The organism is Desulfomicrobium salsuginis (genome assembly GCF_054657795.1).
This window is the reverse complement of record NZ_BAAHYA010000001.1, coordinates 318,833-341,658: the sequence shown is the minus strand read 5'-3', so window position 1 is coordinate 341,658 and position 22,826 is coordinate 318,833. Positions and strand designations below refer to the sequence as shown.

Genomic DNA, 22,826 nt, shown 5'->3' with positions numbered 1-22,826 from the left:
GGAGAGGGTACGGGACCGGGTTGAAGCTATTGATAGGTGATTATTGGCCCCAGAGATTCAGGCATCCAAGCCCAGACTCTCAGGGTCTTTATTGGCAGCCCAAAAGTTTAGACGTAAATCTATGGCAATGAATATGGGAGCGGAACTCCCCGGTGTGGATAAAATGTATCTGGATCGTCTTCGCTAAGTACTCTCATGTCAATAATATCAATGAGAAGCGTGACATCAAGCGGGTTGTGCTTGATTTCTTTCAAGTACCCATCTTTCGATATTCTTTTGCAAATATCTTCTATTACAGAATTATGTATTGCAGCTATTACAGCAACATTTTTATCTTTTTTAACATGGAAATACTTCAATATGTATTCGTCATCTTTCCATCCTCGTGTCGAATAAATGTATAATCGAGCTACATTCATGCACTCTATTAGATAATGACCAGGTATGTATTTAATTTTCATAGATGCATATCCATCCTGATTTAAAAAAAACATGATAAAAATTGAAATTGAAAAAATAAAACGTTTCAAACAAAACAAATATATATAAGCATTATGATTAGTTATCACAAAAAACTTCATCTCCATTCCCGTCAATATAATGATACTCTCCATATGCTGAGATAATCATATAGAATATACATTTGTTTTTCGCGTTTGACGCAAAGTATTGGTCATCAGAACTTGGCCTAGAGCTTGATGATGTATGTGTATGAAAATTCCCGATAGCATTTGCAGGTTTTGGGTTAGGAATGACACTCCTTGATTCGCCTTTTTTGAGATTGCTTACAGAGTATTCCCCAGGGCCGTCTTCAAGAATCCAGCCAGAGTATTCCACACCATTGCTTCGGGTAAGTTCCATGACCTTTGCCAGGCCATCTTGAACTTTTTTGCTACTCTTTGCAGCCATCACTGCTCTGCATATTTCCTCCTCTGAGATCACTGTTGCAGGTACAGACTCTGCCAGGCCGGGAAATATCGAACCAGCATTACCCATGCTTTGGACGTCTTCTCTTTTGAACGAACTGACTTCGCCTACATTCGTACTCAAAAATGGCAGCAGCGGCTTCGCTCCCGACCCCTTCCCCGGACTCCCGCCCGAGTTGATTTTGATCTTGGCTCCCCCAACGTACACGCCCGAAGGGTCGATCTTGATAAAGCCTGAGCCGGCCTTGATGGTCAGTTCCGAACCGGCCTCGACGACGATCTTGCGGCCGGCCGCCACGTGGGTCTCCCGGCCCGTGGCCACGAGCCATTTGTCGCCGATCCGGCAATGGCTGCTGCCACGGACCGTCAGGTGGTCGTTCGACAGGAGTGCGACCTTGCGGTCCCGGTGGACCGTCTGCTGGTCTTCGCCCTTCACCAGGGAGTAGGAGAAATTGTCGATGGTGCGGTGCTGGTCGTGGAGGATGTGCTCTTTCCAGTCGTTCTTCACGTAGACGTTCGCGTCCTTCTCGGCGTGGACGTAGATCTCCTCCTGTCCCTTCCTGTCCTCCACGCGCAGTTCATTGAACCCTCGCGGTTCGCCTTGGGTCCCCGGCGTGGACATGGATTTGAAGACCGTGCGCGTCTTGTGTTCGGGGAGAGGGTACGGGACCGGGTTGAGGGAGTTGAAGACCCGGTCCGTGATGATGGGCCGGTCCGGGTCGCCCTCCAGGAAGGTCACGACGACTTCGTGACCGATGCGCGGGATGGCCATGGTCCCGAACTGGCCTCCCGCCCAGCCCTGGGCCACGCGGATCCAGCAGCTGGCCCTTTCGTCGCGCCCGCCCTGCCGGTCCCAGTGGAACTGCACCTTCACCCGGCCGTACTGGTCCGGGTAGATCTCTTCGCCGTCCGGCCCGGTCACGATGGCCGTGTGCAGGCCGGGGACGAGGTATCGCGGGTGGCGCGACGCGGGGATGAAACGGGTCGTGTTGGGGATGGCCTGGACCTTGGCGGCATACGTCATGCCCCGGTCCGGTGCCTCGTGCTCCAAGACCTGCGGCTGCTCCCCCCTGTGCTCCACGCGCACGGCCCACCAGCGGCGGTTGAGGTCCAGCCGGTGGTGGTCGTAGAGTTCGAAGACGTATCCCGGCGTCATGCGGGAGGCGTCGGTGTCGGCACGCACGAGTTCGCCCAGGCACAGATTACGTTGCAGTTCCAAGTCCACATACCGCTTTCCGTCTTTCTGCAACTGGTAGAGGTGCGGGTAACGGTATTGCTCCAGGGTCATGCCGGGCGGGACGGGCGCCTTGGCGGGATCGGTCTCGGCCAGGCCGACCTGCAGGTCCAGGCGCGTCTTCTCGAAGTTCCACTCGCGGAAGGTGAAGGCGTCGCTGCCGATGGCCCGGCCCGGCTCCATGCTGCGGACCGTGGCCGTGTCCGCCTCGGTGCCCGCGCCGGGATGAAAGCGCAGCAGGCTTTCCCCGTGAATGCGGGGGCCGTCCTGCATGTCCGAGAAGCAGAGCACGTGGCGGTCCTCGTGGTGCTCGAAATAGAAGTAGATGCCTTCCTCCTCGCACAGGCGCGAGATGAAGTGCAGGGCGGTCTCGCCGTACTGCACGCAGTACTCGCGGGGCGCGTAGTCGAAGAAGCATTTGAAGGCGTAGCTGTCGCCGGTGAAGTTTTGCTCCTTGAGGATCTGCTCGATGATCCGGGGCACGCTCAGGTTCTGGAAGATGCGATGGTCCCTGGTCAGGCCCAGGAACCACAGTCGGGGCACGATGGTGGCGCGGTAGTGGGTGCGCACGTTGGCCGTGTGCAGCTGCTCGAAGACTCGGACGACGCCGTGCACGAGCCTGACCCCGCCGCTCCTGTCCGCAATGCGCAGACACGCGGGCCTGGCCAGGACCTTGGCGAAATCGATGTTGTCGGACTCGTGAACCAGTTCGATGACGAACTCGTAGGGTTCGTGCACCTCTTCATGGCCGGAAAAGGCGTAGACCCTGAAACCCGTCTCTCCGGAAGAATCGAAGGTGAACCACGAACTGTCTGCTGTCGGATGCCGCATGAAACCTCCCCGCGCCATGTCCCGGCACGCGTTTTCCGTTCACCGTGCCAGCATCGCGACAGCATAACTATTCGGTAATGTGTGTACTTTTTGCGGGAGGAGTCTGGTGAGAAGAGACTTGGCGGAGGCGGAGTCAGTACGGGATAGACGGAGAAAAGCCGGAATGTGCGCCACGGCGGGTTGCCTGACGGCGATCACCCCGCCCCTTCAGTTGAGTGCTGAAATATGAGGGCCTGCAATTCGAGTTTTTGTTAGCAATGGCAGATGATGAGAAGTGCAATGCGGTTGATTTTGGGCAGAATTGGCGATTTTAAGGCCATTTAAAGGGGCTTTTTTGAGAAGAAACATCAGAAAATTAGGCTGTTATTGGTCTCAGAGACCCCTATCCAGAACAGAGACCCCCTATCCAGAACAGAGACCCCTATCCAGAAGCCGCCAAGTCCTGGCGTAGCCGGAAATCAGGGCCACCACGGCCTGCCCGGTGTCGGAAACCGGCCTGTTGGTGGTCAGGGTGCGGGCCAACAGGTCCAGCGCGGCCCGGGCCTCTTCCACGCCGCGTTCGGCCAGGCGATGTCGATTCAGGGAATACCCTTTGAGGAGATGGTCTTTCAGAACCGATGCGGCCCATTGCCGGAATCGCACGCCGCGCTTGCTGTTGACCCGGTAACCAACGGAGATGATGGCGTCCAGGTTGTAGAACTTGCGGGTACGTTCCACCCGCCGGGTCCCTCCGGCTTGAACTTGTAAGAATTCCTTACAGGTTGCCGCCTTCTGCAATTCATCGTCCGCATACACTCTTTTCAGGTGCATGGTGATGTTCTGGGGCTTGACCTGAAACAGCTCCGCCATCTGCGCCTGGGTCAGCCAGACGGTGTCGCCATCCAGAGTAACCTGCACCGGGTTGGGCGCGTCCGGGTCTTCGTAGATGATGATCTCGCTCATGGCCGCGCATCTCCAAAGGCCTGGCCGAGGATTTTCCGGGGCAGGAAGATCTCCTTGATCGACAACCAGCGGTCTTCCAACTTGGTCATTTTCAAAACTCCACAGGCGTATCGGATTGCGGCCATGTCCGTTACAGCCGAAACAGGAGAAAGTGGTCGCACTTCTCCCGAAAGGTGTTTCATGTATGCCCGGCCATTTTATGCGAAGTCAAACGATCTTTGCTGATTACATGCGGATTCATCCGCTGGGACAAGGTGCATGGCCTGTCGAAATCGGGCTGCAGTGGAAGCAATCGGAATTTCGAACAGGTGGACCGTGCAACTGCGTGGCCGGGAATGCCCGGTTGACGCATCGGCCTGGGGCGTAATCATCTTCCGTGCCGGTCGAGCGGGCTTCAGAAGGTCATGAGCCACGTCACCACGGCTCCCGCCGGGATGAGCAGCAGGCCGGGCACGAGGATGCGCGGCAGGAGCTTGCCCGGGTCCTGGTGGAAGTAGTTGCAGGTCATCAGGTAGCAGATGTGCATGGGCGAGGCCATGATGCCCGCGTACCCGGCGTACATCCCGAAGCTCAGGATGATCGGGATGAGGTGGGGCTGGCCTGAGGACTGGGCGAGTCCGAAGAGAAGCGGGAAGGTCGCGCCGACGAAGGCGATGGTCAGGCCGGCCACAAAGCCCACCAGAAAGGGCAGGACGATGGCCATGACGTAGATCGCACCGCCTCCGCCGAGGGCCTGTGCCAGGACGTCGACGACGTGGCCCTGGTGCAGAATCTCCTTGAAGATGAAGATGGCGCCGACCACGGCCAAAAGGGACATGGTGTTGTCCTTGCCCGCTTCCCGCAGCACCGCCGTCCATTTGGCCTGGGCCATGAACAGGCTGACCCCGGAAGCCAGGATCAGGGCCGCGATGACCCCGTATTCCATGGGCCTGCCGGGCCAGAGCACGGCGCAGAGCCATTCGCCGCCGATGGACCCGGCGATGGCCGTGAAGAGCGGAAGGCCGCCGAGCCAGTCCTGAGCGTTGCGGGACTCGGCCGCGATGGCGGGCAGCCGGGGCGCGTTTTTCAGGGCCGGGCGCAGGATCAGGAGCCAGCCCAGGCCGATGGCCACCAGCGGGCCCGCCCACAAGAGCGCGACGATCCCGGTCACAGGGATGTGCGCCAGGGAGGAGGCCAGGATCAGGCCCGGATACAGGGGCCAGGCCAGCTCCCAGATGTGCCGGAACCAGTAGTTGATGAGGGCCTGGTCTTTGGCGGGGATGGCCAGCTCCGAGGCCGCCTTTTCGACCATGGGCGCCGAGAAGATGGCCCCGCCGGGCATGGGCAAAAGGCCGATCAGCGCCGGGAAAAAGACCAGCAGCAGGGAGCGGGAGCGGATCTGGGCGCGGATGGCGCGCATGAACCGTTCCGACTGGCCGGAAGCCGAATACAGGGCGCTGAAGGCCAGGATGACGGCGATGATGGCGCAGAGCACGAAGGTCTCTTCGGTTAGCAGTGCGTCCGGGATGGCGCCCAGCCAGGCCAGGGGCGAGAGGCCGAAGAGGATCGCCAGCATGAAGCTGCCCGCCAGGATGGACAGGCCCAGCCCCAGCTTGAGCCGGATGCCCGCCAGCATGACGGCGAAAACGAGGATGATGGAGAAGATTGCGGTCATTGGGTTCTAGCCGCAGCACTTCTTGAATTTCTTACCGCTGCCGCAGGGGCACGGGTCGTTGCGGCCGACTTTGGGATTCTCGTGGCGCACGGTCTCGGTCTCGTGCTCGCCGTCGAGGTAGTACCAGCGTCCCTCGCGGCGCACGAAACTGCTGCGCTCGGTCAGGCGCTGGGTGCCGCCCTTGTGTCGGAACGTGGCCCGGAAGCGGACCATCCCTTCATCCCCGTCCTCGGAGGCCTCCAGGATTTCGAGGTCCAGCCAGTCCGTCTCCTTGTTCCAGCGCCGGATGTCGTCCTCGTGGAACTCCTCCCGGTGCTCTTCGACCATGGACTCCCGCAGGTGAGCCATCTCGTTGCGGGTGAAGGCAGTGAAGCGCGAGCGCATCAGGGCTTCGGGGGTGGGGGCGACGGTTACGCCGGCGATGACGGGGCCGCAGCAGTTTTCGTAGGCCAGGCCGGAGCGGCAGGGGCAGTCCATGTTACGCGTCCTCGTGGCTGCAGCCTTCGTGGGTGCACAGGATGGGCTGGTCGGCGATCGCGCCGCGTGCCCAGTCCCCGAGCACGTCGCGGGCATCGCCCGCGCAGCCTCTGACGACCGTGATGCCGTGTTCGGCCATCTTGCTGATGGCGCCCTGGCCGATGTTGCCAACGAGCATGATGGTCACGCCCTTACCCTGCATGGTCACGCCCACGGTGGACTTGCAGCCGCAGCCCGAAGGCGGGAGGAAGGTTTCCTCCTCGACGACGGCCTTGTCGTTGTCGAGGGTGAATATGGTGAAGGTCCGGGCATGGCCGAAGTGCTCGTCGACGCGTTTTCCGGCGGTGGGAATGGCGATTTTCATGGCAAAACTCCTTGTTTTTCGGATCAGGTTGCCCGTATGATCGTTTCACACCGACGTCAATGTGCGACACGGCGGAGAAAAGCTCCGCAGGAGGCTGGAAATGAGCGAAGGAAAGCCGAAACATTATCGGAAATTGCAGGAGATGTACCCGGATCTGATCGGCGCCGCCGAAACCCTGGGCAGGACGGCCCAGGAGGCGGGGCCGCTGGGCGAGAAGGAGATGCAGCTGGTCCAGCTCGGGGCGTCCGTGGCCCTGCGGTCCGAGGGCGCCGTGCGCAGCCATGCCCGCCGGGCCCTGCAGGCCGGGGCGACGGCCGCGGAGGTGCGGCACGCGGTCATCATCTTGACCAGCACCATCGGATTCCCTACCGTCGCGGCGGCTCTGGACTGGCTGGAAAAAGTCCTCGAATAGCCCTTTTTCGAACCTGATTTCATGGAGAGCGGCCTCATGGGGCCGCTTTCGCTTGGAGTGCACCATGCAGAAAATGGAATTCATCGCCACGGACAAGGCCCCGGCCGCCGTGGGTCCCTACTCCCAGGCCGTGCGCGCCGCGGGATTCGTATACGTCAGCGGCCAACTGGGCCTCGTGCCCGCCACTGGCGCCTTCGCCGGCCCGGATTTCGAGGCCCAGGCCCGTCAGTCCCTGGCCAACGTGGGCGCCATCCTGGCCGCTGCCGGTTGCGGCGTGACCGACGTCGTCAGCGTGGACGTGTTCGTCACGGACCTGTCCAACTTCAAACTCTTCAACGCCATCTACGACGAATTCATGGCCGGACACAGGCCGGCCCGCGCCGCCGTGCAGGTCTCGGCCCTGCCCCTTGGCGGAGTGGTCGAAGTGAAGTGCGTGGCCGTGGCCCGGCCCTAAGGAACATTCATGGTCAACAAGCGAACCCGACGTTTCGGCGTTTTTCCCTCGGCCAACGAGGATGCCCAGGCCGCCCAGCGGCACAAGGGCACGCCCCAGTGCACCTCCGACTCCTACCGCCTGGCCTTCCAGGATCAGGAGTTTCTGCTGCGTCAGGAACTGCGGCCCGTGCGACTGCAGCTGGAACTGCTCAAGCCCGAACTGACCCTGCAGGAGCACCAGATCGAGTCGACCATCGTCGTCTTCGGCAGCGCCCGCATTCTCGACCCCGAGCAGGCCAGCATCCGGCTGGAGAAGGTCATGGACGGGCTGAAGAAGAACCCCGACGACCTCGTGCTGCAGCAGGAACTCGTCCGGGCCCGCACGGCCATGACCAACAGCCGGTACTACTCCGAGGCCCGCAAGCTCGGCAGGCTCATCGCCGAGAGCATGGACAGGCACGGGCACGTGGTCGTGACCGGCGGGGGCGGCGGCATCATGGGCGCGGCCAACCAGGGCGCCCACGACGTGGACGCCATCAGCATCGGCATGAACATCGTCCTGCCCTTCGAGCAGGAACCCAACCCCTACATCACCCCGGAGCTGAGCTTCCAGTTCCACTACTTCGCTATCCGCAAGATGCACCTCTTGATGCGGGCCAAGGCCATGGTGGCCTTCCCTGGCGGCTTCGGGACCATGGACGAGCTCTTCGAGACCCTGACCCTCATCCAGACGCGCAAGGTCAAGCCCATCCCGGTCCTGCTCTTCGGCCGGCGTTTCTGGCAGAAGGTCATCAACTTCGAGGCGCTGGTGGAGGAGGGCACCATCAACGAGGAGGATCTGAAGATCTTCCGCTACGTCAGCACGGCCGAGGAGGCCTGGGAGATCATCTCGGCCAGCAACGGCCCGACCACGGACGGCAAGTACTAGTTCAGTTCCCCACCGCACCGCGCACGTCGGCGATGATTCGCCCGGAGAGCGCGCGCATGACCCGGCTCATGGCTTCGACCACCGAGCCGGGATTTTTTTTGGCGCTGGGCTCGGACTCGCGGTAGGTGCGCTGGAACAGGACCATGTCGGGCGCGGAGGCGGCCCGCAGGTCCAGCAGGGTGACGGTCAGTTCGGCCGTGGCCAGCCAGCGGTCCTGACCGTCCACTTCCAGCCATTCCTCGACCATGCCCTCGATACGGTGGGTGGCAGGCAGGGCCGAACCCGGCCCGGCCACTGCCAGGAACAGGCCGCTGGCCTGCAGGTCGCGGCGCAGGTAGTCGGCGGCCAGGATCTGGGGCGCGCTGCGCCACTGGTGGTAATGATATTCCTGACGGCCGAAGGACAGGTCGCGGTAGACGATCTTGGCCGTGTTGTACTCCGGGGCCACGCCGAAGCGGCTGACGCTGAGGACTGCCTGCGCCCGTTCCCCGGACACCGCCGGGGGATCGTACTCCAGGGTGTAGTAGCGGGTGTCGGGCGCCGCGGTGCGGGCCGCGCCGCAGCCCGTCAGGGCCAGGACGAGGATGGCGAGGGCGATCAGGCGGATGTGCATGGTATTCTACTCCTCGGTTGCCCGGGGGGCTTTGGGTTCTCCGAACAGGAGCTGGGCGGGCTGGTCCTTCACGCTCGTGATGAGGGCGTTCAGGTTGCCCGAGGTCTGTTCCATGTTCTCGGCCGTGGCGGACAGTCTGTCTTCGAGGTCGCGGATGGTGGCCTGCATCTGCAGCATGGTCGCCTGGCTCTGGGTCATGAAGGCGTCGGTCTTGAGGGCCGCACCGGCCAGGGCGCCCATGGTCGTGTCGACGTGGGGCCGGTTGGCGTCGAGCATGGCCTGGAACTGCGCCAGCACGGCGTCCATGCGCGTCAGTTCCTCAGTGGCCTTGTCCATGAGCCTGCGCGAGGCCTCGATGCTGCCGTCCACGTTCCTGGCCATGGACTGCAGGCGCTGCGGGCTGGCGGCAGCGTTGATGCTGGCCAGGAGCGTGCGGATGTCCGCGGAAATGTCGCCGATGCGGGCCTGGGCCACGGCGTTGTCCAGGGAGCTGAAGGCGTTTTTGGCCTGGTCGGAGATCCCCCTGAAGTCGATGGCCTTGATCTGGGCGGCGATGTCGTTGATCTCCCGGAACAGCTTGCGGATGTCCGAGGGCTTGGAGGCGATGACCGGGTGTTCCGGCGTGAAGTCGAGGGCCGGCGTCGGGCCGTCCAGGGGCGTGCGCTTGTCGATCTCCACGAACATGGCGCCGGTGATGCCGACGTTGGAGATGGCCGCGACGCTGCCCGCGAAGCGCTTCTCGTCACCCGCGTGCTCGTCGTCCACCTGGATGACGACCTCGATGAGGTGGTAGTCCGGGGCGATGCGGATGGCCTGGACGCGGCCCACGGGCACGCCGCGGTACTTGACCGGCGAGTCGACGTTCAGGCCCTGCACGGATTCGTCGAAGTAGGTCACGTAGAGTTCGCCCTTGCGCAGGAAGGAGGTCATGCCGAGCCAGATGATGGCCAGGGTGGCCAGGCCGAGCCCGGCGGTCATGAACAGGCCCACGGAAAAATTGACGCGAGAGGAAGCCATTATCCCTCCATCCCGGGCTGGCGGTTGAAGAATTGGCGCACGAAGGGGTGCGCGCTTTTTTCCTTGAGTTCGTGCGGGTCGCCTTCGGCGATGATGGATTTCGACGCCGCGTCGAGCATGACCACCCGCGAGGCGATGGTCAGGATGGAGGACAGCTCGTGGGTCACGACCACGAAGGTCGTGCCCAGGGTCCGGTTGAGGCGCAGAATGAGCGCGTCGAGTCCGGCCGAACTGATGGGGTCCAGGCCGGCCGAGGGCTCGTCCAGGAAGAGAATCTCGGGGTTCAGGGCCAGGGCGCGGGCGATGGCGGCCCGCTTCCTCATGCCGCCCGAGAGTTCCTCCGGCAGATGATGCTCGAAGCCCTCCAGCCCGACCTGGCGCAGCTTGAGGCGGACCAGGTCGTCCACGGCCCGTCCCCGAAGGCCCGAGTACTCGGTGATGGGCAGGGCCACGTTCTCGCCCAGGGTCATGGAGGAGAAGAGCGCCCCTCCCTGGTACATGACGCCGATGCGGGCCAGAATGCGTCTGTAGGATGCGTCGTCGTCGGGGTCCATGTTCATGCCGGCGATGCTGATGCCTCCGGCCATGGGCCTGTACAGTCCGACCATGTGCTTGAGCAGGGTCGACTTGCCGCAGCCGCTGCCGCCGAGGATGACGAAGACTTCGCCGGCGTGGATGTCGAAATTCAGGTCGCGCATGACGACATGGTCCCCGAAGCCCATGGTCAGACCTCGTACGGTGATGACGGGCGCGCTCATGGCCGCCAGTACCTCAGGATCACGGCCAGGACGGAGTCCGTCAGGACGACCAGGAAGATGCTTGTGACCACGGCCGAGGTCGTGGCCTGGCCGACGCTGGCCGCCCCGCCGCGCACGCGGTAGCCCTTGAAGCAGCCCACTGTGGAGATGAGCACCGCGAAGATGACGCTCTTGAACAGCCCCCAGTTGATGTCGAAGATGGACAGGGTGCTCATGGTCTGGGTCATGTAGGCGTTCAGGGTCAGGTTCAGGGTGCCCACGCCGATGACGAGGCCGCCGGCGATGGCGAAGAGGTTGGAAAAAACCGTCAGCAGCGGCACGACCAGGACCGAGGCGATGACCTTGGGGGCCACGAGGAACATGGCCGGCTTGAAGCCCATGGTGATCAGGGCGTCCACTTCCTCGGACACCCTCATGGTCCCGATTTCGGCGGCAAAGGCCGAGCCCGAACGCCCGGCCACGATGATGGCCGTCATGATGGGCCCCAGCTCCCGGACCATGGCCAGGGCCACTAGGGAGGCGACGTAGATGTTGGCCCCGAACTGCTGCAGCTGCACCGCGGACATGAAGGCCATGATCAGCCCCAGCAGGAAGCTGATGAGGCCGACGATGGGCAGGGCGTCCACCCCGACGCGCTGCATGTAGGAGATCGTGTCGCCGAGGCGCAGCCGTCCGGGGTGGACCAGGAGGGAGGCCAGGGCCGTGGTCGTCTCGCCGACGAAGGCGACATGGCTGGCGGTCTGGTCGACGACGTGCATGGTCTTTTCGCCGAAGCGCGTCAGGAGGTCCGGTCTGGTGCGGCGGATGGGGCCCGGCTCGGGCGGGGAGTCAAGGCGCAGGAAGTCCAGGAGTTCACGAACGTGGTCCGGGGTGCGCTCCATTTCGAGCTTCCCGCCGGACGCTTCGGCCAGGCGCCTGAGCTCCATGATGACCAGGGCGCCGCAGTCGTCCATGCGCGTCACCCCGCCCAGATCGACGCGGATACGTGTCGGCAGCGGGTGCGGGACGTGGGCGAGCCGGTCCAGGATGTCCGGGACGGACTGCAGGTTCAGCGCGCCCCGCAGCGTCAGGGACAGGGCGTCGGACCGGGTGGCGATGTCGAGATTGGCAGTGCTGTTCATGGTGCGGTCGAATTGTTCGATATTCGGACCTCATAGCCGAGGGCGGACAGGCCGTCTACTCTGCGGAGGCGCCGCCCGGCGTCTTGTGACGGGATTCCCGATCTTGAAACTGCGACCAGGGTGTGACAAAGGGGCCTGAAGACACCGCGGCGTCCTCGATCAAGCCGCGGTCCCCCACCATGTAACCGGAAGTTTTTCATGACCCTTCGCCTTCTTTGCCTTTTGGCCGCCCTGATTCTCGGGTTCGCGGCCCCTGTTCGCGCCGAGTCCCTGCCGTCCGTCCCGGAGTCCCTGTACCCCGAACTCGAATATCTCCTGACCGTGCCCCAGGGGCCGGCAGACCTCGCCCCCGACAAGCTGAACGCAATCGTGTCGTTTGTGGCCGCCACGCCGCAGGACAAGAGCATGGCCATGCGGGACCGCGACAAGGCCTCGGGTGCCTTCCACTCCTTCACCCTGCGCGGGGATCTGGCGCGGGTCGTGGACTACGCCTACAACCCGGACATTCCGGTCTACGTGACCATGCCGTCCTCGGTGCGGGAGCAGGAATGGCTCGAACCGGCCACCCGCGAGGGCCTCAAGGGACTGTCGCGCGCCGTGGAGCAGGGCGGGTCTTTCCTCCTGCGCGGGCGCGAGCGCGAGACCATCACGCCCGACGCCAACACGGGCGGGTATTACGTCTACAAGCAGGACCGGGCCATGGCCGTCTTTCCAGGCCCGACGGGGCCGGTGCTCGTCTCCGTGGCCTGCCAGAACGAACCCTCCGACATCGGCCGCAAGGGGTTGGTGGTGGGGCCCGACTCGGACTGGAACTACCTCTACTCGGCCGAGACCGGGCTGACCAAGACGGGCCTGGGTTGGGTCGATTCCTACATGTACAATGCCTACTCGGTCCTCGTGTTCGTCTCGGACACCAACGCCGGCGTCGTGCGCGCCGGCTCCTTCAAATGGCTGAACGCGGGTTGGGCCAAGGTCAACATGGTCAAGCAGATGCACATCGTCAACGGCATCAAGCGCTTCGCCGCGGATTTCAAGGCCGTTCTCGAATCCCCCCGTCTGCCGCAGGCCGGGGAACTGGCCGCCATGTACAGGGAACTGCAGGGGGACAGCCCCGAGAGCCTGCGCGCCCAGGTCGCCCCCTACCTCGACGCCATCGCCGCCGGCGAGTCGTCCTCGTCCCTGGCGGGCCCCTTCAAGAAGCTGCTGACCTCGGGCGAGTACCTGCGGGACATGAGCCGCGAGGAGATGGTCAAGATCGTGCTCAAGGAATTCCTCAAACAGCGTCTCGGCCGACAGACCCTGATCCAGGTCGCCCGGGCCGGGGCACCCGGGACGGCGCACCCCTGACAGGCGGGTCGCCCCGAAAACAACGCTGCAGACGCGCCGGAGTCCCATGTCCCGTTCCACATGCCCCGCGTCCCTTCTTCAAGCCCTTCGCCGCCGGGCGGCCATGACGGAGAACCGCTCATGACCCGGCCCGGCGACGAGGCGCGTCAGCGGGCCCGCGGCATCCGCGACGAGGCTCTTTCCCGGCTGGCCCAGCGGGACCGGGACTCCATCGACCATCTGCGGGCTGAACTGGCCGAAATGAAGGCCATGCTGCGCGAGCAGGGCGAACGGCTGGCTGCCCTGACGGCCCTGGTCTCCTCCCTTTCCGTCACGCCCGCCGGGCCTGATTGCGCGGCTCCCGCATCCACCCCCCGTCCCTTGTCCGGCGCAAAGCGCGCCGCCCTCGAGCGCATCCGAGAATTGCGCCGCCAGGACCTGTCTTTCGCCCGCATCTGCGAGATCTTCCAGACGGAGCAAATCCCGACGCTGTCCGGGGACGGACAGTGGTCCAAGGGCACCCTGTGGAACCTCTGGCGCAACCACGCCCGCCAGCTCGGCCCGGACGACAGGGACTGACCTCCGGCCGCGCCGCACCTGTCGCGACGCCTTCTTCGAATTTCCTGGCCGTACAGCGAGGGGCCTGGATAAGCAGGCCGATTCGTGGGATACGATGTCCACGGCTGCAATGCGTCAGGACAACGTCCCGGCCTGCGCGCAGAGGATTCCGGGTATCGGGCGGGATTGGAGGGAGTGGCGTTCATGAAGCAGTCAGAAGGGTCTTTCCACATGCCGCCGCACCTCGGCACGGGCGACGGCCGGCCCAGGCGGGTGGGGTTCGAACTGGAGTTTTCCGGTATTTCCCTGGATGACGCCGTCGCCGCCCTGGAGAAGTCCATGGGCGGGCGCGTAGCGTCGCGGACGGCCGCGGAAGTGCGCTTTCAGTCCGACGGGCTCGGCGTGTTCCATGTCGAACTGGACTGGTCCTTCCTGAAGGTCAAGGCCGCCCAAACCGGCGCCGATGCGGACAGGGGCGGGGAATGGCTCGAACTCCTGAGCCAGGCGGCGGCCCTGTTCGTGCCCGTGGAGGTGGTCTGCCCCCCGCTTCCCCTCACCGACATGGCCAGGCTGGAGCCGCTGCTGCACGCATTGCGCGAGGCCGGCGCCGTCGGCACCGAGGAATCCCTCCTGGCGGCCTACGGGCTGCACATCAACATCGAGATGCCGCAGCTGGACGCCCCGACGCTGCATGCCTACCTCAAAGCCTTCTCCCTGCTGCAGTGGTGGTTGGTCGAGGCCCATGACGTGGATATCGCACGGCGGGTCAGCCCCTACGTCGACCTCTACCCCGAGGCGTACATGCGACTGCTGTGTGCGGGTTCGGAGCCGGGCATGGACAGGATTTTCGAGGCGTATCTCGAACACAATCCCAGCCGCAACCGCGCCCTGGACATGCTGCCCCTGCTGGCGCACATTGATGAAAAGCGCGTGCGCCGGACCGTCAGCGACATGAAGGTCCGGGCCCGTCCGGCCCTCCATTACCGCCTGCCCGATTGTCTCATCGACCGCCCCGAGTGGTCTCTGTCCGATGCCTGGAACATCTGGTGCGTCGTGGAGCGCCTGGCCGGCAGCGGGGACGACCTCCGCGCGCTGTCCGATGCCTTTCTGGCCGCCGAAAGGCCCATCCTGGGCGTGAGCCGCGGCGACTGGGTCGAGTTCGTTGACCGATGGCTGGCAGACCGCGCGTTGGCGTGACCGGCAACGGCCGGCTCTGGTCGCCGGCCTGGTGGTGCACCCGGCTGGCCCTGCGGCTGGCCGGGGCCGAGCCCGTGCGCATCAGCGTGCGCCACAGGGCCAGCGTGCGCAGCATGGACGCGCTCGTCATCGGCGGCGGCAACGACATCAGTCCCGAGCACTTCGGCGGCGACCTGTCGGGCAAGGTCAAGGCCGATCCCAAGCGCGACCTGCTGGAGATCGAGTGCATCCGCTGGGCCCTGTCGCACGGGGTGCCGCTGCTGGGCATCTGCCGTGGGGCGCAGCTCATCAACGTGGTCCTGGGCGGCACGCTGCACCAGGACATCCGTCACCTGCGCAAGCGCACCTCCAACCGGCCGGGCCTCCTGCCGACCAAGCGGGTGCGCCTCGACCCCGACTCCCTGGTGGCAGGCGTCTGCGGCACAGACAAACTCAGGGTCAACAGCCTGCATCACCAGGCCGTGCACAGGCCCGGCACGGGACTGACCGTGGTGGGGCGGGACCGCGACGAGATCGTGCAGGCGGTGGAGTGCGTCGGGGAGCGTCCGGCCATCGGCGTGCAGTGGCACCCGGAGTACCTGCTGTACCTCCCTTCGCAGTTTGCGCTCTTCCGCTGGCTGGTGAGGAATGCGAAGAGGGAATGATTTTCGGTGCGACGTGCGCTGCGAGGGAGCCGCACGATAAGGGGATGGATCCCCGCCTTCGCGGGGATGACTCGGTGACGATGCGATCCGGCTGAGGTACTCATCGTCAGCAAGCAGATCCGTTCAATGCCTTCGCGGGGATGACACGGTGACGACGCGATCCGGCCGATGTACCTACCGTCAGCACGTAGATCCGCGCGGCGTGGCTACGGCATTCAGCGGTGGTACGACGTCATCCCCGCGAAGGCGGGGATCCACGTCCATTCAGTATGTTCACCCACGCCGGTGGAATGCCCTCTCGGCACGTCTTGGAGCGCGCGGCGTCAGCCGGCAGCAGGCGCAGGTCCGCTTTTCTTTCCGGCTACATGAACAGGTGCAGGACTCGCGGCATGAAGGTCGGCACGTCCCAACCGGGAACGTAGCGGTTCAGGGTCTCGATGGCGGCGACGGCCAGCAGGCCCGCGTGCAGCATGGTGGCCAGGGCGATGACGATCATGCAGCCCTTGAGGCGCATGGGATTTTCGCTGACGCGGACCACGAGGGACAGGGCCATGGCCAGGACCAGGCAGGCAGCAGAAGCCGCTCCGGCGTAGAAGATTTGGGGCAGGTGCAGGTTGAAGACGCCCTTCAGGCTGAGGTACATCCAGACCGTGATCGCCAAGGTGACCAGCCCCAGGGCGATGTGCCACGTGCACAGGAAGGGGGGGGCGAAACGGTAGTAGTCGCGGCCCCAGTCGTCGGCGTTGCGGCGCAGGAGCAGGTAGACGAGGCCTCCGGCGGCGGTCAGGCACAGGGCCATGGGCAGCCACAGGGCCGCCAGGGGCCACACGGCCGAGCCCCATGGGGGAAGAAAGGCCGGGTCGTCCAGGGGCAGGCCCCGGAAATAGAGCAGGGTCAGCAGGACGAGGCCCCAGTATCCGCATTTGACGGCCACATTGCCGACGCAGCCGAGCAGGACATGCACGGTCCGGCGATCCTTGGCCGTTTTCCAGCCCAGGTCGTAGGCCACCAGGGCCAGGGTCCCGAAAAAGGGCAGGGCCAGGGTCACGGCCAGAAGCATCAGGTTGGCCATGGCGAATTCGGACTGCCAGAACGGGCGGCCCATGACCAGGGCCCAGCCGGCCAGCACGGCGACCCAGAAAAGGGCGTGTCCGCGCACGCCGAGCCGCGAAACCTGACGGGCTACACGGGCCGGGAAGGGTTTGCCGGAAACCAGGCCGATCAGTTCGCTGACCAGGGAGATGGCCGGCGCGCCCCAGAACAGGGCAGCCAGCAGGAGCAGTAGGGGGAGCAGGGCAAACGCCCACTGGGGTACGGAAAGCGCCATAGGTACCTCGCGCGTGATGTCTGTATGTCGAAGAGTATGGTCAAGGGTATCGAATGCGGGCTATCTGCACCAAAAGGGCGCAAGAGGCAAGGCGCGCACTCCCTTGAAAATCGGCCCGTTCTCTCCTATGCCTCGGTCGTAACCACGGGGGATATGGTGGTGAAGCCATGAAAACAGTGCTGGCCTTCGGGGCCGGAGTGCTTGTCGGCGTCCTGCTCACGTTCGCCGCCGGCATGTACGTGCATCCGGGTCAACCCGGCCGGGCTGCTGCGGAAAAGGCCCTTGCCGGGCTTTTCGCCGTCATGCGGGCCGTACCGGCGCGGATGTCCGCCGCCCTGGACGCAGTCACCGCCCCCAAACCGGTCGTCCTGCGCCGACCCGTCGCGCGCGTGCTGCGCATGACGCGCACCGGAGTCGTCCTGCTCCACACCATCCTGCCCGACGAAACGAAAGCGGCCGCAAGGCCGATCCCCGACGAACGACGGCAAACGGCTTCCCTGCCGGCCCCTGAAGCCGCGCCTGCGGCAGGTCCTGAAACCCCGCGCGGTCCGGAACCGGCGCAGTCCCCTGCGACGCCGGCGTCCCGAGCCGAAGGGGGCACGCCACCGAAGGCGGCCGTCAAGGCCGGTCCCGAGAGCCTGTACGCCCAGGCGCTCAAGGCCTACGAAGCCGGCCGGCACGAGGAGGCCAGACAGCGTTTCGCCGAGTTTCTGCAGGTTTTCCCCGGCCATGCCCTGGCCCCCAACGCCCTCTACTGGACGGGCGAGACGTGGTACGACCAGGGCCGTTACGACCTGGCCATGCAGGCCTTCGCCCGCGTGCTGCGGGAGCATCCCCGCCACGCCAAGAGCCCGGACGCTCTGCTGAAGATGGCTTATGCGGCCATGCGCCAGGGACGCAGCGACGCGGCCAGGGCGTATCTGGACCAGCTCGATGCGCGCTATCCCGATTCCGGCGCGTCCCGGCTGGGGCGGCAGGCGCGGGGCAGGCTGCAGGGCAGCGGCGAGAGCGGCACCATGGTTGCGACCCATGGATGAGTTCGCCGCCAGTCTGGCCCTGCGCCATACCCGCGGCCTGGGACCGCGGACCTGGAAGCGCCTGCTGGACGCCTTCGGAGGCGCGGCGGCGGCTGCCGACCAGTGGGCGTCCTGGGCCGGGCGCGGGCTGACCTCGGCCCGCGTGCAGGAGGCGTTCGGACGCGGTGCCTGGCGGGAGAAGGCCCTGGCCGAGGAGCGCAGGGCCCGGGAACTTGGCCTGTCCGTCGTGTTCTACCGCGACCAAGCCTGGCCCGACCTGTTGCGCGAGATTCCCGACCCTCCGCTTTTCCTGTACCATCTCGGCGACCTGAGCCTGCTGACTCGGCCCTGCGTGGCCGTGGTCGGTTCCCGCGCGGCGTCGCGCTACGGCTTGGGCATGGCCGATGCCATGGCTTCCTCCCTGAGCCGCGCCGGGATCTGCGTGGTTTCGGGCTTCGCCCACGGCATCGACCGCGCCGCCCATCTCGGGGCCCTCGGAGGTGTGGGCGGGACCATCGCCGTCCTGGGCACGGGTCCGGACCTGGTCTATCCGGCGTCCAACCGCGACCTTTGGGACCGCGTCGCCGCCGAGGGCCTCATCGTCAGCGAATTCGCGCCGGGCACGCGGCCCGACGGCATGAATTTTCCCCACCGCAACCGCATCGTCAGCGGCCTTTCCCTGGGCGTCCTCGTGGTCGAGGGGGCCATCGGCAGCGGCAGCCTCATCACGGCCGAACTGGCCCTGGCCCAGAATCGCGACGTCTTCGCCCTGCCCGGCCCGGCCAATCTCAAAACCTACCAGGGCAGTCACCAGCTCATCCGGCAGGGGGCCTGTCTGGTGCAGAGCGGCGAGGACATCCTGCGGGAACTGCAGCCGCGCCTGACGGGACTCTCCTTGCCTGACGCCACCTGCTTCTTATCAACTCAACATGGTGCGGAGAAGACCGATCGGCCCGAACCGGACGACCCCGAGCACAGGGTGGTGCACCGTCTGCTCCGCGGCGGCGACCCGCAGCACATCGACGCCCTGACCCGCGGTACGGGGTGGCCTGTGGACAAGGTCAGCGCCACGCTCCTCTTCATGGAATTGCAAGGCCTTGTGAAGCAGCTGCCGGGGATGTACTATGCCCTGGCAACCTGAATGAAGGCATCGGAGAAACGCATGCAAAAGATACCCCTGCAACTGGCGAGGCCCGACATGGTCCTGGCCAAGCCCGTGACCCGCGACAACGGCATGGTCCTCGTGGCGGCCGGCACGAAGCTGACGGAATCCCTCATTTCCAAACTGGGCAACATGGGGGTGGAGGAGGTGGCCGTGCAGGGCGACGCCCTGGGCATGGGCGACGGCTGCGGCGCCGAGGCCCTGGCCAAGAAGCAGGAACGGCTGGACTTTCTCTTCCGCAACTTCACGGAAGACAAATACATGCAGCGCGTGAAGGGGCTCATTTCCGACTACTATGCGCGCAAGTGCGCCCTGGCCGCGGCCCAGGCGGCGCAGGCGGGAGGTGAATGATGGACGAAGATCTGCGCACGAAGCAAAAGGGCGAGATCCTGGCCGTCAAGGACCTGCCAACCCTGCCCGGAGTTCTGGAGGAGGTCGCCGTCCTCGTGCAGGACCCGAACACCTCCACGGATCAGATCAGCAAGGCCATCTCCAGGGATCAGGTCCTGTCGGCCAAGGTCCTGAAGATGGTCAATTCGCCCATCTACGGCTTTCCCGGACGCATCGGCTCCATCCAGCACGCCCTGGTGCTCCTGGGCTTCAATGTCATCAAGGGCATCATCATCTCCACCTCCGTGTTCGACGTCATGAACGAGAACATGAAGGGCCTGTGGGAGCACAGCCTGGGCTGCGCCTTGGCCAGTTCCGCCATTGCCCGCGCCATCGGCTGCAAGGACCCGGAGGAGTACGCCGTGGCCGGCCTGCTGCATGACATCGGCAAGGTCGTGGCCGCCGTGCAGCTGCCGGACAGCCGCGCGGCCATCGACGCCCTGGTCCGCGAAAAGGACCTGGCCTACCGCAGGGCCGAGGCCGAGGTTCTGGGCTTCGCCCACGACCGCATCAACCTCTGGCTTTGCACCTACTGGAACCTGCCGCCCAACCTGAAGGAGGGGCTGTCCTACCACCACCGGCCCATGTCGGCCTCCCTCTACCCGAAGGTGGCGCAGGTCGTGCACGTGGGCGACTTTCTGGCCCGACTCTACGGCGTGGGCAGCGGCGGCGACGACCAGGTCAGCACCCTGGACGAGGGGGTGCTGGAGGCCCTGGAGATCACCCCCGAGGTGCTGTACCGGATCATGGACGATCTGGAGCGCGATTTTATGGACCTGGTCTAGGACGGCGGACATGAAGGACGGCAAGCATTTCTTCCTGGTCACGGCCGACCCCAAGCTCGAAGGGAGCCTGCGGGCCCTGTGGCCCGAGGACGACGTCAAATGGACCTGCTTCGGCCGGGGAACCTCGGCCCTGGAGTTCCTCTTTTCCGAGCCGCCAGACCTGCTGGTCGTGGATGAACAGCTGCCCGACCTGGCCGGGGCCGATCTGGTACGTCTCATCAAGGGCGAGAACGTCTACCGCCAGCTGCCCGTGGTTCTGTGCCTGGCGGACGAGGATGTGGCCGAAACCCTGGATTTCAGCACCCTCGAGATCGACGATTTCCTGGTCAAGCCCATCTCGCCGGCCACGGCCAAGGCCCGCCTCGTTTTGGCCTACCACCGCTCCACCCGCGAACTTGACGCCAGCCCCCTGACCAAGCTGCCGGGCAACACGTCCATCATCCACAAGATCCAGGACCTCATCGACCGGCAGGAGGACTTCGCCCTGGCCTACATCGACCTGGACCACTTCAAGTCCTTCAACGATAAGTACGGCTTTTCGCGCGGGGACGAGGTGCTGCTGATGACGGCCCGGGTCATCGTCAACTCCATCCGTGGCTTTATGGGCGCCAGCACCTTCGTCGGGCACGTGGGCGGCGACGACTTCGTCTTCATCGTCCCGCCCGACAAGGCCGAGAGCGCCTGTCAGCAAGTCATCGACAACTTCGACTCCATCGTGCCCCATTTCTACGACCAGGAGGACCGCGCCCGCGGGGCCATCCATTCCCTGGACCGGCGGGGCAACGAGCAGGTCTTCCCCATCATGGCCATCTCCATCGCCGTGGTCTTCAACCGCGGTGGCCGCCTCAAGCACTTCGGCGAGGCGTCCCAGATCGCCATGAACCTGAAGAAGGAAGCCAAGAAGAACCCGGGGAGCTGCTATGTCATGGACAAGCGGTCCAACGCCTGACCCCGTCGCCCTGTTCCTGCTGTACCTCGACGCCCAGCGCGGCTACTCGCCGGCCACCGTGGCGGCCTACGGCTCGGACCTGGAGGGCGTGCACGTCTTTCTGCAGCGGCGGGGCAAGGGCCTGCACGACCCGGCGGCGGTGAGCAAGAACGACGTCACGGCCTTCCTCGCTGACCTGCACCGCAGGAGCCTGGCCAAGTCGAGCGTCTGCCGCAAGCTCTCGGCCCTGCGCGCCTTCTACCGCTTCCTGCGCCAGCGCAAGCTCGTGGCCGAAGACCCTTGCGCGTCCCTGTCCAACCCGAAGCTGCCCAAGCTCCACCCCAAGGTCCTGAACGTCGACCAGGCCGTCCATCTGGTCGAGAGCGACGTCACGCCCGACCCCGAAGGCCTGCGCGACCTGGCGCTGCTGGAGGTGCTGTACGGTTCGGGCCTGCGCGTCAGCGAGGCCCTGGGGCTCGATTTCGGGGATGTGGATCTGGATCAGCGGCTGCTGCGGGTGCTGGGCAAGGGCAGGAAGGAGCGGGTCGTCCCCCTGACGGGGCCTGCCGTGGAGCGGTTGCGGCGCTATATCGAGCAGAGGGGGGCCTTCGGCCCCGCGCTGCGGGAACAGGCCGTGTTTCTGGGGAAGCGCGGGGGGAGGCTGACCCGCAAGCAGGCCGACCGCATCGTCAAGGCCATGGCGGCGCTGAGCGGCGTCCCGTCCACCATCAGCCCACACACCCTGCGCCACAGCTTCGCCACGCACATGCTGCAGGCCGGCGCGGACCTCAGAAGCGTGCAGGAGCTGCTGGGCCACTCGCGCATCTCGACCACCCAGCGCTACACCCACCTTGACCTGGCGCAGATCATGCGCGTCTACGACGCGGCCCATCCCCTGGCGGGGAAGTCGGGCGAGTCCGAAGAATCCTGAAAGAGCCCCCGGCCGACCTTGCGGCGTCAGCGCCGGTGTTCGTCGATGATTTCCCGGGCCATGTCGGCCGCCCTGCCGGTGAAGTTCCGGCAGCGCGCCATGAACCCGCGTTCGCGGAACATGACCTGGCCCCCGGGGGTCCCGAGGTCGCACCCGTCGAGGAGCGTCCGGCAGTCGCGGCTGCCGAATTCGCCCTCGAACCTTTCGATGAGCTGCCCGCCGGCCACATAGACCGCGTCCATGGCGTCCTTTTCCGACCTGCGTCCCAGCACCGCTCCCACGGCCATGAGGGCCCCGCTCAGGGCACCGCACGGGCCGCAGGTCCGGGCCTGGCCGCTGCAGAAGGCCGAGGCCACCGCGGGCAAGAGCGGCGACTGAATCCCTTCGGCCCTGGTCACGGCCAGCAGGACGCTTTCCGCGCAGTAGAAGCCGGAGTCCCAGAGGTCTTCGGCGGAGTGCCGTACCTCGTCGTGCGATATTTCAGCCATGACGATTCCTGGGCTACTGCATCTGGTCGGCCCCGGCCAGGGGCACGGCCAGGTCGTTGGACAGGACCCACAGGGCCAGCAGGTGGCGCAGAGTCAGGTCGGCCTGGGCCATGGAGTCGCGTCCCGCGTCCTGGCTCGCCATCTCCTGGATGGCCATCATGTACTCACGGGCCAGGGTGAACTCGGCGCAGATTTCGCGCACGAAGTCCTCGTAGGTGTCGGGGTCCTGCTGGTAGAGCTGGTCCAGGACGCTCATGGTCCGGGTCAGGTTGAAGAGGGTGATGTCGCTTATCTGGGGCATGGTGCTTCTCCGTGAAAAGAGCCGGCCGCGGTGCATGTCCGCGGCCGGCTCGCTGGTGTTT

General features: G+C 64.9%; 26 protein-coding genes. 13 read left to right on the top strand and 13 right to left on the bottom strand.

Annotation, left to right across the window (positions count from 1 at the left end):
* Nucleotides 1-119: 119 nt before the first annotated feature.
* The 6 genes from ACYQ3G_RS01475 to ACYQ3G_RS01450 all read right to left on the bottom strand — a co-directional run bounded on the left by ACYQ3G_RS01475 (nucleotide 120) and on the right by ACYQ3G_RS01450 (nucleotide 6,428).
* Nucleotides 120-461 carry a hypothetical protein gene (locus tag ACYQ3G_RS01475; protein ID WP_459821708.1) on the bottom strand — a complete coding sequence of 114 codons (342 nt, stop codon included), beginning with the start codon at nucleotides 459-461 and terminating at the stop codon, nucleotides 120-122.
* A 97-nt stretch (nucleotides 462-558) separates the two neighbouring features.
* Nucleotides 559-2,991, bottom strand: coding sequence for a type VI secretion system tip protein TssI/VgrG (gene tssI, locus ACYQ3G_RS01470; RefSeq protein WP_459821706.1), 2,433 nt, complete (start codon nucleotides 2,989-2,991; stop codon nucleotides 559-561).
* Nucleotides 2,992-3,393: 402 nt separating this feature from the next.
* Entirely contained in the window at nucleotides 3,394-3,933 is a 540-nt protein-coding gene (locus tag ACYQ3G_RS01465; protein ID WP_459821704.1) for a virulence RhuM family protein, read from the bottom strand.
* A gap of 394 nt (nucleotides 3,934-4,327) precedes the next feature.
* Entirely contained in the window at nucleotides 4,328-5,587 is a 1,260-nt protein-coding gene (locus ACYQ3G_RS01460; protein WP_459821702.1) for a DUF401 family protein, read from the bottom strand.
* 6 nt (nucleotides 5,588-5,593) lie between these two features.
* Nucleotides 5,594-6,160, bottom strand: coding sequence for a YchJ family protein (locus ACYQ3G_RS01455; RefSeq protein ID WP_488193057.1), 567 nt, complete (start codon nucleotides 6,158-6,160; stop codon nucleotides 5,594-5,596).
* Entirely contained in the window at nucleotides 6,066-6,428 is a 363-nt protein-coding gene (locus ACYQ3G_RS01450) for a NifB/NifX family molybdenum-iron cluster-binding protein (protein WP_459821698.1), read from the bottom strand. Before ACYQ3G_RS01450 ends, ACYQ3G_RS01455 begins: the two co-directional genes overlap by 95 nt.
* 100 nt (nucleotides 6,429-6,528) lie before the next feature.
* Between ACYQ3G_RS01450 and ACYQ3G_RS01445 the strand changes: the two genes are divergently transcribed.
* The 3 genes from ACYQ3G_RS01445 to ACYQ3G_RS01435 all read left to right on the top strand — a co-directional run bounded on the left by ACYQ3G_RS01445 (nucleotide 6,529) and on the right by ACYQ3G_RS01435 (nucleotide 8,203).
* Nucleotides 6,529-6,840 (top strand): carboxymuconolactone decarboxylase family protein, encoded by a 312-nt coding sequence (locus ACYQ3G_RS01445; protein WP_028577588.1) that lies wholly within the window; start codon nucleotides 6,529-6,531, stop codon nucleotides 6,838-6,840.
* A 64-nt stretch (nucleotides 6,841-6,904) separates the two neighbouring features.
* Nucleotides 6,905-7,294 (top strand): Rid family detoxifying hydrolase, encoded by a 390-nt coding sequence (locus ACYQ3G_RS01440; RefSeq protein WP_459821695.1) that lies wholly within the window; start codon nucleotides 6,905-6,907, stop codon nucleotides 7,292-7,294.
* Between the two features lie 9 nt (nucleotides 7,295-7,303).
* Nucleotides 7,304-8,203 carry an LOG family protein gene (locus ACYQ3G_RS01435; RefSeq protein ID WP_028577590.1) on the top strand — a complete coding sequence of 300 codons (900 nt, stop codon included), beginning with the start codon at nucleotides 7,304-7,306 and terminating at the stop codon, nucleotides 8,201-8,203.
* A 1-nt stretch (nucleotide 8,204) separates the two neighbouring features.
* Here ACYQ3G_RS01435 and ACYQ3G_RS01430 read toward each other — a convergent pair whose 3' ends face one another.
* The 4 genes from ACYQ3G_RS01430 to ACYQ3G_RS01415 are packed head-to-tail and all read right to left on the bottom strand — an operon-like array spanning nucleotide 8,205 to nucleotide 11,712.
* Nucleotides 8,205-8,816 carry an ABC-type transport auxiliary lipoprotein family protein gene (locus ACYQ3G_RS01430; protein ID WP_459821693.1) on the bottom strand — a complete coding sequence of 204 codons (612 nt, stop codon included), beginning with the start codon at nucleotides 8,814-8,816 and terminating at the stop codon, nucleotides 8,205-8,207.
* A 6-nt stretch (nucleotides 8,817-8,822) separates the two neighbouring features.
* Nucleotides 8,823-9,833 (bottom strand): MlaD family protein, encoded by a 1,011-nt coding sequence (locus ACYQ3G_RS01425; protein ID WP_459821691.1) that lies wholly within the window; start codon nucleotides 9,831-9,833, stop codon nucleotides 8,823-8,825.
* Nucleotides 9,833-10,591: an ABC transporter ATP-binding protein gene (locus tag ACYQ3G_RS01420; RefSeq protein WP_459821689.1), complete on the bottom strand. Its 759-nt coding sequence runs from the start codon at nucleotides 10,589-10,591 to the stop codon at nucleotides 9,833-9,835. Before ACYQ3G_RS01420 ends, ACYQ3G_RS01425 begins: the two co-directional genes overlap by 1 nt.
* Entirely contained in the window at nucleotides 10,588-11,712 is a 1,125-nt protein-coding gene (locus ACYQ3G_RS01415; protein ID WP_459821687.1) for an ABC transporter permease, read from the bottom strand. The genes ACYQ3G_RS01420 and ACYQ3G_RS01415 overlap by 4 nt, the downstream gene beginning before the upstream one ends.
* 198 nt (nucleotides 11,713-11,910) lie before the next feature.
* On the opposite strand from ACYQ3G_RS01415, the gene ACYQ3G_RS01410 reads away from it, so the two are divergent.
* The 4 genes from ACYQ3G_RS01410 (at nucleotide 11,911) to ACYQ3G_RS01395 (ending at nucleotide 15,437) form a co-directional block, all read left to right on the top strand.
* A complete protein-coding gene (locus ACYQ3G_RS01410; protein ID WP_459821685.1) occupies nucleotides 11,911-13,059 on the top strand; it encodes a hypothetical protein in 1,149 nt (382 codons plus the stop codon).
* A 120-nt stretch (nucleotides 13,060-13,179) separates the two neighbouring features.
* On the top strand, nucleotides 13,180-13,617 hold the full coding sequence (locus ACYQ3G_RS01405) for a ribonuclease D (protein WP_459821683.1): 438 nt from the start codon (nucleotides 13,180-13,182) through the stop codon (nucleotides 13,615-13,617).
* A gap of 183 nt (nucleotides 13,618-13,800) precedes the next feature.
* Nucleotides 13,801-14,793, top strand: a complete 993-nt coding sequence (locus ACYQ3G_RS01400; RefSeq protein ID WP_459821679.1) for an amidoligase family protein — start codon at nucleotides 13,801-13,803, stop codon at nucleotides 14,791-14,793.
* Nucleotides 14,766-15,437, top strand: a complete 672-nt coding sequence (locus ACYQ3G_RS01395; protein ID WP_459821677.1) for a gamma-glutamyl-gamma-aminobutyrate hydrolase family protein — start codon at nucleotides 14,766-14,768, stop codon at nucleotides 15,435-15,437. Before ACYQ3G_RS01400 ends, ACYQ3G_RS01395 begins: the two co-directional genes overlap by 28 nt.
* Nucleotides 15,438-15,798: 361 nt before the next feature.
* Here ACYQ3G_RS01395 and ACYQ3G_RS01390 read toward each other — a convergent pair whose 3' ends face one another.
* A complete protein-coding gene (locus ACYQ3G_RS01390; RefSeq protein ID WP_459821674.1) occupies nucleotides 15,799-16,764 on the bottom strand; it encodes a hypothetical protein in 966 nt (321 codons plus the stop codon).
* A 167-nt stretch (nucleotides 16,765-16,931) separates the two neighbouring features.
* Here ACYQ3G_RS01390 and ybgF point away from each other — a divergent pair, with 167 nt between their 5' ends.
* The 6 genes from ybgF to ACYQ3G_RS01360 are packed head-to-tail and all read left to right on the top strand — an operon-like array spanning nucleotide 16,932 to nucleotide 21,976.
* Nucleotides 16,932-17,801, top strand: a complete 870-nt coding sequence (gene ybgF / locus ACYQ3G_RS01385) for a tol-pal system protein YbgF (RefSeq protein ID WP_459821672.1) — start codon at nucleotides 16,932-16,934, stop codon at nucleotides 17,799-17,801.
* Complete coding sequence (dprA, locus tag ACYQ3G_RS01380) at nucleotides 17,794-18,921, top strand: DNA-processing protein DprA (RefSeq protein ID WP_459821670.1); 1,128 nt, start codon at nucleotides 17,794-17,796, stop codon at nucleotides 18,919-18,921. The genes ybgF and dprA overlap by 8 nt, the downstream gene beginning before the upstream one ends.
* A gap of 21 nt (nucleotides 18,922-18,942) precedes the next feature.
* The gene (locus ACYQ3G_RS01375) at nucleotides 18,943-19,293 is read left to right on the top strand and encodes a hypothetical protein (RefSeq protein WP_459821665.1); all 351 of its coding nucleotides are present in this window, start codon (nucleotides 18,943-18,945) and stop codon (nucleotides 19,291-19,293) included.
* A complete protein-coding gene (locus ACYQ3G_RS01370) occupies nucleotides 19,293-20,117 on the top strand; it encodes an HDOD domain-containing protein (protein WP_459821662.1) in 825 nt (274 codons plus the stop codon). The genes ACYQ3G_RS01375 and ACYQ3G_RS01370 overlap by 1 nt, the downstream gene beginning before the upstream one ends.
* A 10-nt stretch (nucleotides 20,118-20,127) precedes the next feature.
* Nucleotides 20,128-21,066 carry a GGDEF domain-containing response regulator gene (locus ACYQ3G_RS01365; RefSeq protein ID WP_459821660.1) on the top strand — a complete coding sequence of 313 codons (939 nt, stop codon included), beginning with the start codon at nucleotides 20,128-20,130 and terminating at the stop codon, nucleotides 21,064-21,066.
* A complete protein-coding gene (locus ACYQ3G_RS01360; protein WP_459821658.1) occupies nucleotides 21,038-21,976 on the top strand; it encodes a tyrosine recombinase XerC in 939 nt (312 codons plus the stop codon). The genes ACYQ3G_RS01365 and ACYQ3G_RS01360 overlap by 29 nt, the downstream gene beginning before the upstream one ends.
* A gap of 26 nt (nucleotides 21,977-22,002) precedes the next feature.
* Here ACYQ3G_RS01360 and ACYQ3G_RS01355 read toward each other — a convergent pair whose 3' ends face one another.
* Together ACYQ3G_RS01355 and ACYQ3G_RS01350 are read right to left on the bottom strand one after the other, a co-directional pair.
* On the bottom strand, nucleotides 22,003-22,464 hold the full coding sequence (locus ACYQ3G_RS01355) for a C-GCAxxG-C-C family protein (protein ID WP_459821656.1): 462 nt from the start codon (nucleotides 22,462-22,464) through the stop codon (nucleotides 22,003-22,005).
* 13 nt (nucleotides 22,465-22,477) lie between these two features.
* Nucleotides 22,478-22,765: a hypothetical protein gene (locus ACYQ3G_RS01350; protein ID WP_459821654.1), complete on the bottom strand. Its 288-nt coding sequence runs from the start codon at nucleotides 22,763-22,765 to the stop codon at nucleotides 22,478-22,480.
* Nucleotides 22,766-22,826: the final 61 nt, after the last annotated feature.

Coding starts and splice junctions, on each gene's coding strand:
- ACYQ3G_RS01400 (WP_459821679.1), top strand. CDS start 13,801: ATGAAGCAGTCAGAAGGGTCTTTCCACATGCCGCCGCACCTCGGCACG.
- ACYQ3G_RS01425 (WP_459821691.1), bottom strand. CDS start 9,833: ATGGCTTCCTCTCGCGTCAATTTTTCCGTGGGCCTGTTCATGACCGCC.
- ACYQ3G_RS01440 (WP_459821695.1), top strand. CDS start 6,905: ATGCAGAAAATGGAATTCATCGCCACGGACAAGGCCCCGGCCGCCGTG.
- ACYQ3G_RS01355 (WP_459821656.1), bottom strand. CDS start 22,464: ATGGCTGAAATATCGCACGACGAGGTACGGCACTCCGCCGAAGACCTC.
- ACYQ3G_RS01450 (WP_459821698.1), bottom strand. CDS start 6,428: ATGAAAATCGCCATTCCCACCGCCGGAAAACGCGTCGACGAGCACTTC.
- ACYQ3G_RS01390 (WP_459821674.1), bottom strand. CDS start 16,764: ATGGCGCTTTCCGTACCCCAGTGGGCGTTTGCCCTGCTCCCCCTACTG.
- ACYQ3G_RS01350 (WP_459821654.1), bottom strand. CDS start 22,765: ATGCCCCAGATAAGCGACATCACCCTCTTCAACCTGACCCGGACCATG.
- ACYQ3G_RS01395 (WP_459821677.1), top strand. CDS start 14,766: ATGGCTGGCAGACCGCGCGTTGGCGTGACCGGCAACGGCCGGCTCTGG.
- ACYQ3G_RS01365 (WP_459821660.1), top strand. CDS start 20,128: ATGAAGGACGGCAAGCATTTCTTCCTGGTCACGGCCGACCCCAAGCTC.
- ACYQ3G_RS01430 (WP_459821693.1), bottom strand. CDS start 8,816: ATGCACATCCGCCTGATCGCCCTCGCCATCCTCGTCCTGGCCCTGACG.
- ACYQ3G_RS01475 (WP_459821708.1), bottom strand. CDS start 461: ATGAAAATTAAATACATACCTGGTCATTATCTAATAGAGTGCATGAAT.
- ACYQ3G_RS01435 (WP_028577590.1), top strand. CDS start 7,304: ATGGTCAACAAGCGAACCCGACGTTTCGGCGTTTTTCCCTCGGCCAAC.
- ACYQ3G_RS01460 (WP_459821702.1), bottom strand. CDS start 5,587: ATGACCGCAATCTTCTCCATCATCCTCGTTTTCGCCGTCATGCTGGCG.
- ACYQ3G_RS01405 (WP_459821683.1), top strand. CDS start 13,180: ATGACCCGGCCCGGCGACGAGGCGCGTCAGCGGGCCCGCGGCATCCGC.
- ACYQ3G_RS01415 (WP_459821687.1), bottom strand. CDS start 11,712: ATGAACAGCACTGCCAATCTCGACATCGCCACCCGGTCCGACGCCCTG.
- ACYQ3G_RS01375 (WP_459821665.1), top strand. CDS start 18,943: ATGCAAAAGATACCCCTGCAACTGGCGAGGCCCGACATGGTCCTGGCC.
- ybgF (WP_459821672.1), top strand. CDS start 16,932: ATGAAAACAGTGCTGGCCTTCGGGGCCGGAGTGCTTGTCGGCGTCCTG.
- ACYQ3G_RS01465 (WP_459821704.1), bottom strand. CDS start 3,933: ATGAGCGAGATCATCATCTACGAAGACCCGGACGCGCCCAACCCGGTG.
- ACYQ3G_RS01420 (WP_459821689.1), bottom strand. CDS start 10,591: ATGAGCGCGCCCGTCATCACCGTACGAGGTCTGACCATGGGCTTCGGG.
- ACYQ3G_RS01360 (WP_459821658.1), top strand. CDS start 21,038: ATGTCATGGACAAGCGGTCCAACGCCTGACCCCGTCGCCCTGTTCCTG.
- tssI (WP_459821706.1), bottom strand. CDS start 2,991: ATGCGGCATCCGACAGCAGACAGTTCGTGGTTCACCTTCGATTCTTCC.
- ACYQ3G_RS01455 (WP_488193057.1), bottom strand. CDS start 6,160: ATGCCCGCGACGTGCTCGGGGACTGGGCACGCGGCGCGATCGCCGACC.
- ACYQ3G_RS01445 (WP_028577588.1), top strand. CDS start 6,529: ATGAGCGAAGGAAAGCCGAAACATTATCGGAAATTGCAGGAGATGTAC.
- ACYQ3G_RS01370 (WP_459821662.1), top strand. CDS start 19,293: ATGGACGAAGATCTGCGCACGAAGCAAAAGGGCGAGATCCTGGCCGTC.
- ACYQ3G_RS01410 (WP_459821685.1), top strand. CDS start 11,911: ATGACCCTTCGCCTTCTTTGCCTTTTGGCCGCCCTGATTCTCGGGTTC.
- dprA (WP_459821670.1), top strand. CDS start 17,794: ATGGATGAGTTCGCCGCCAGTCTGGCCCTGCGCCATACCCGCGGCCTG.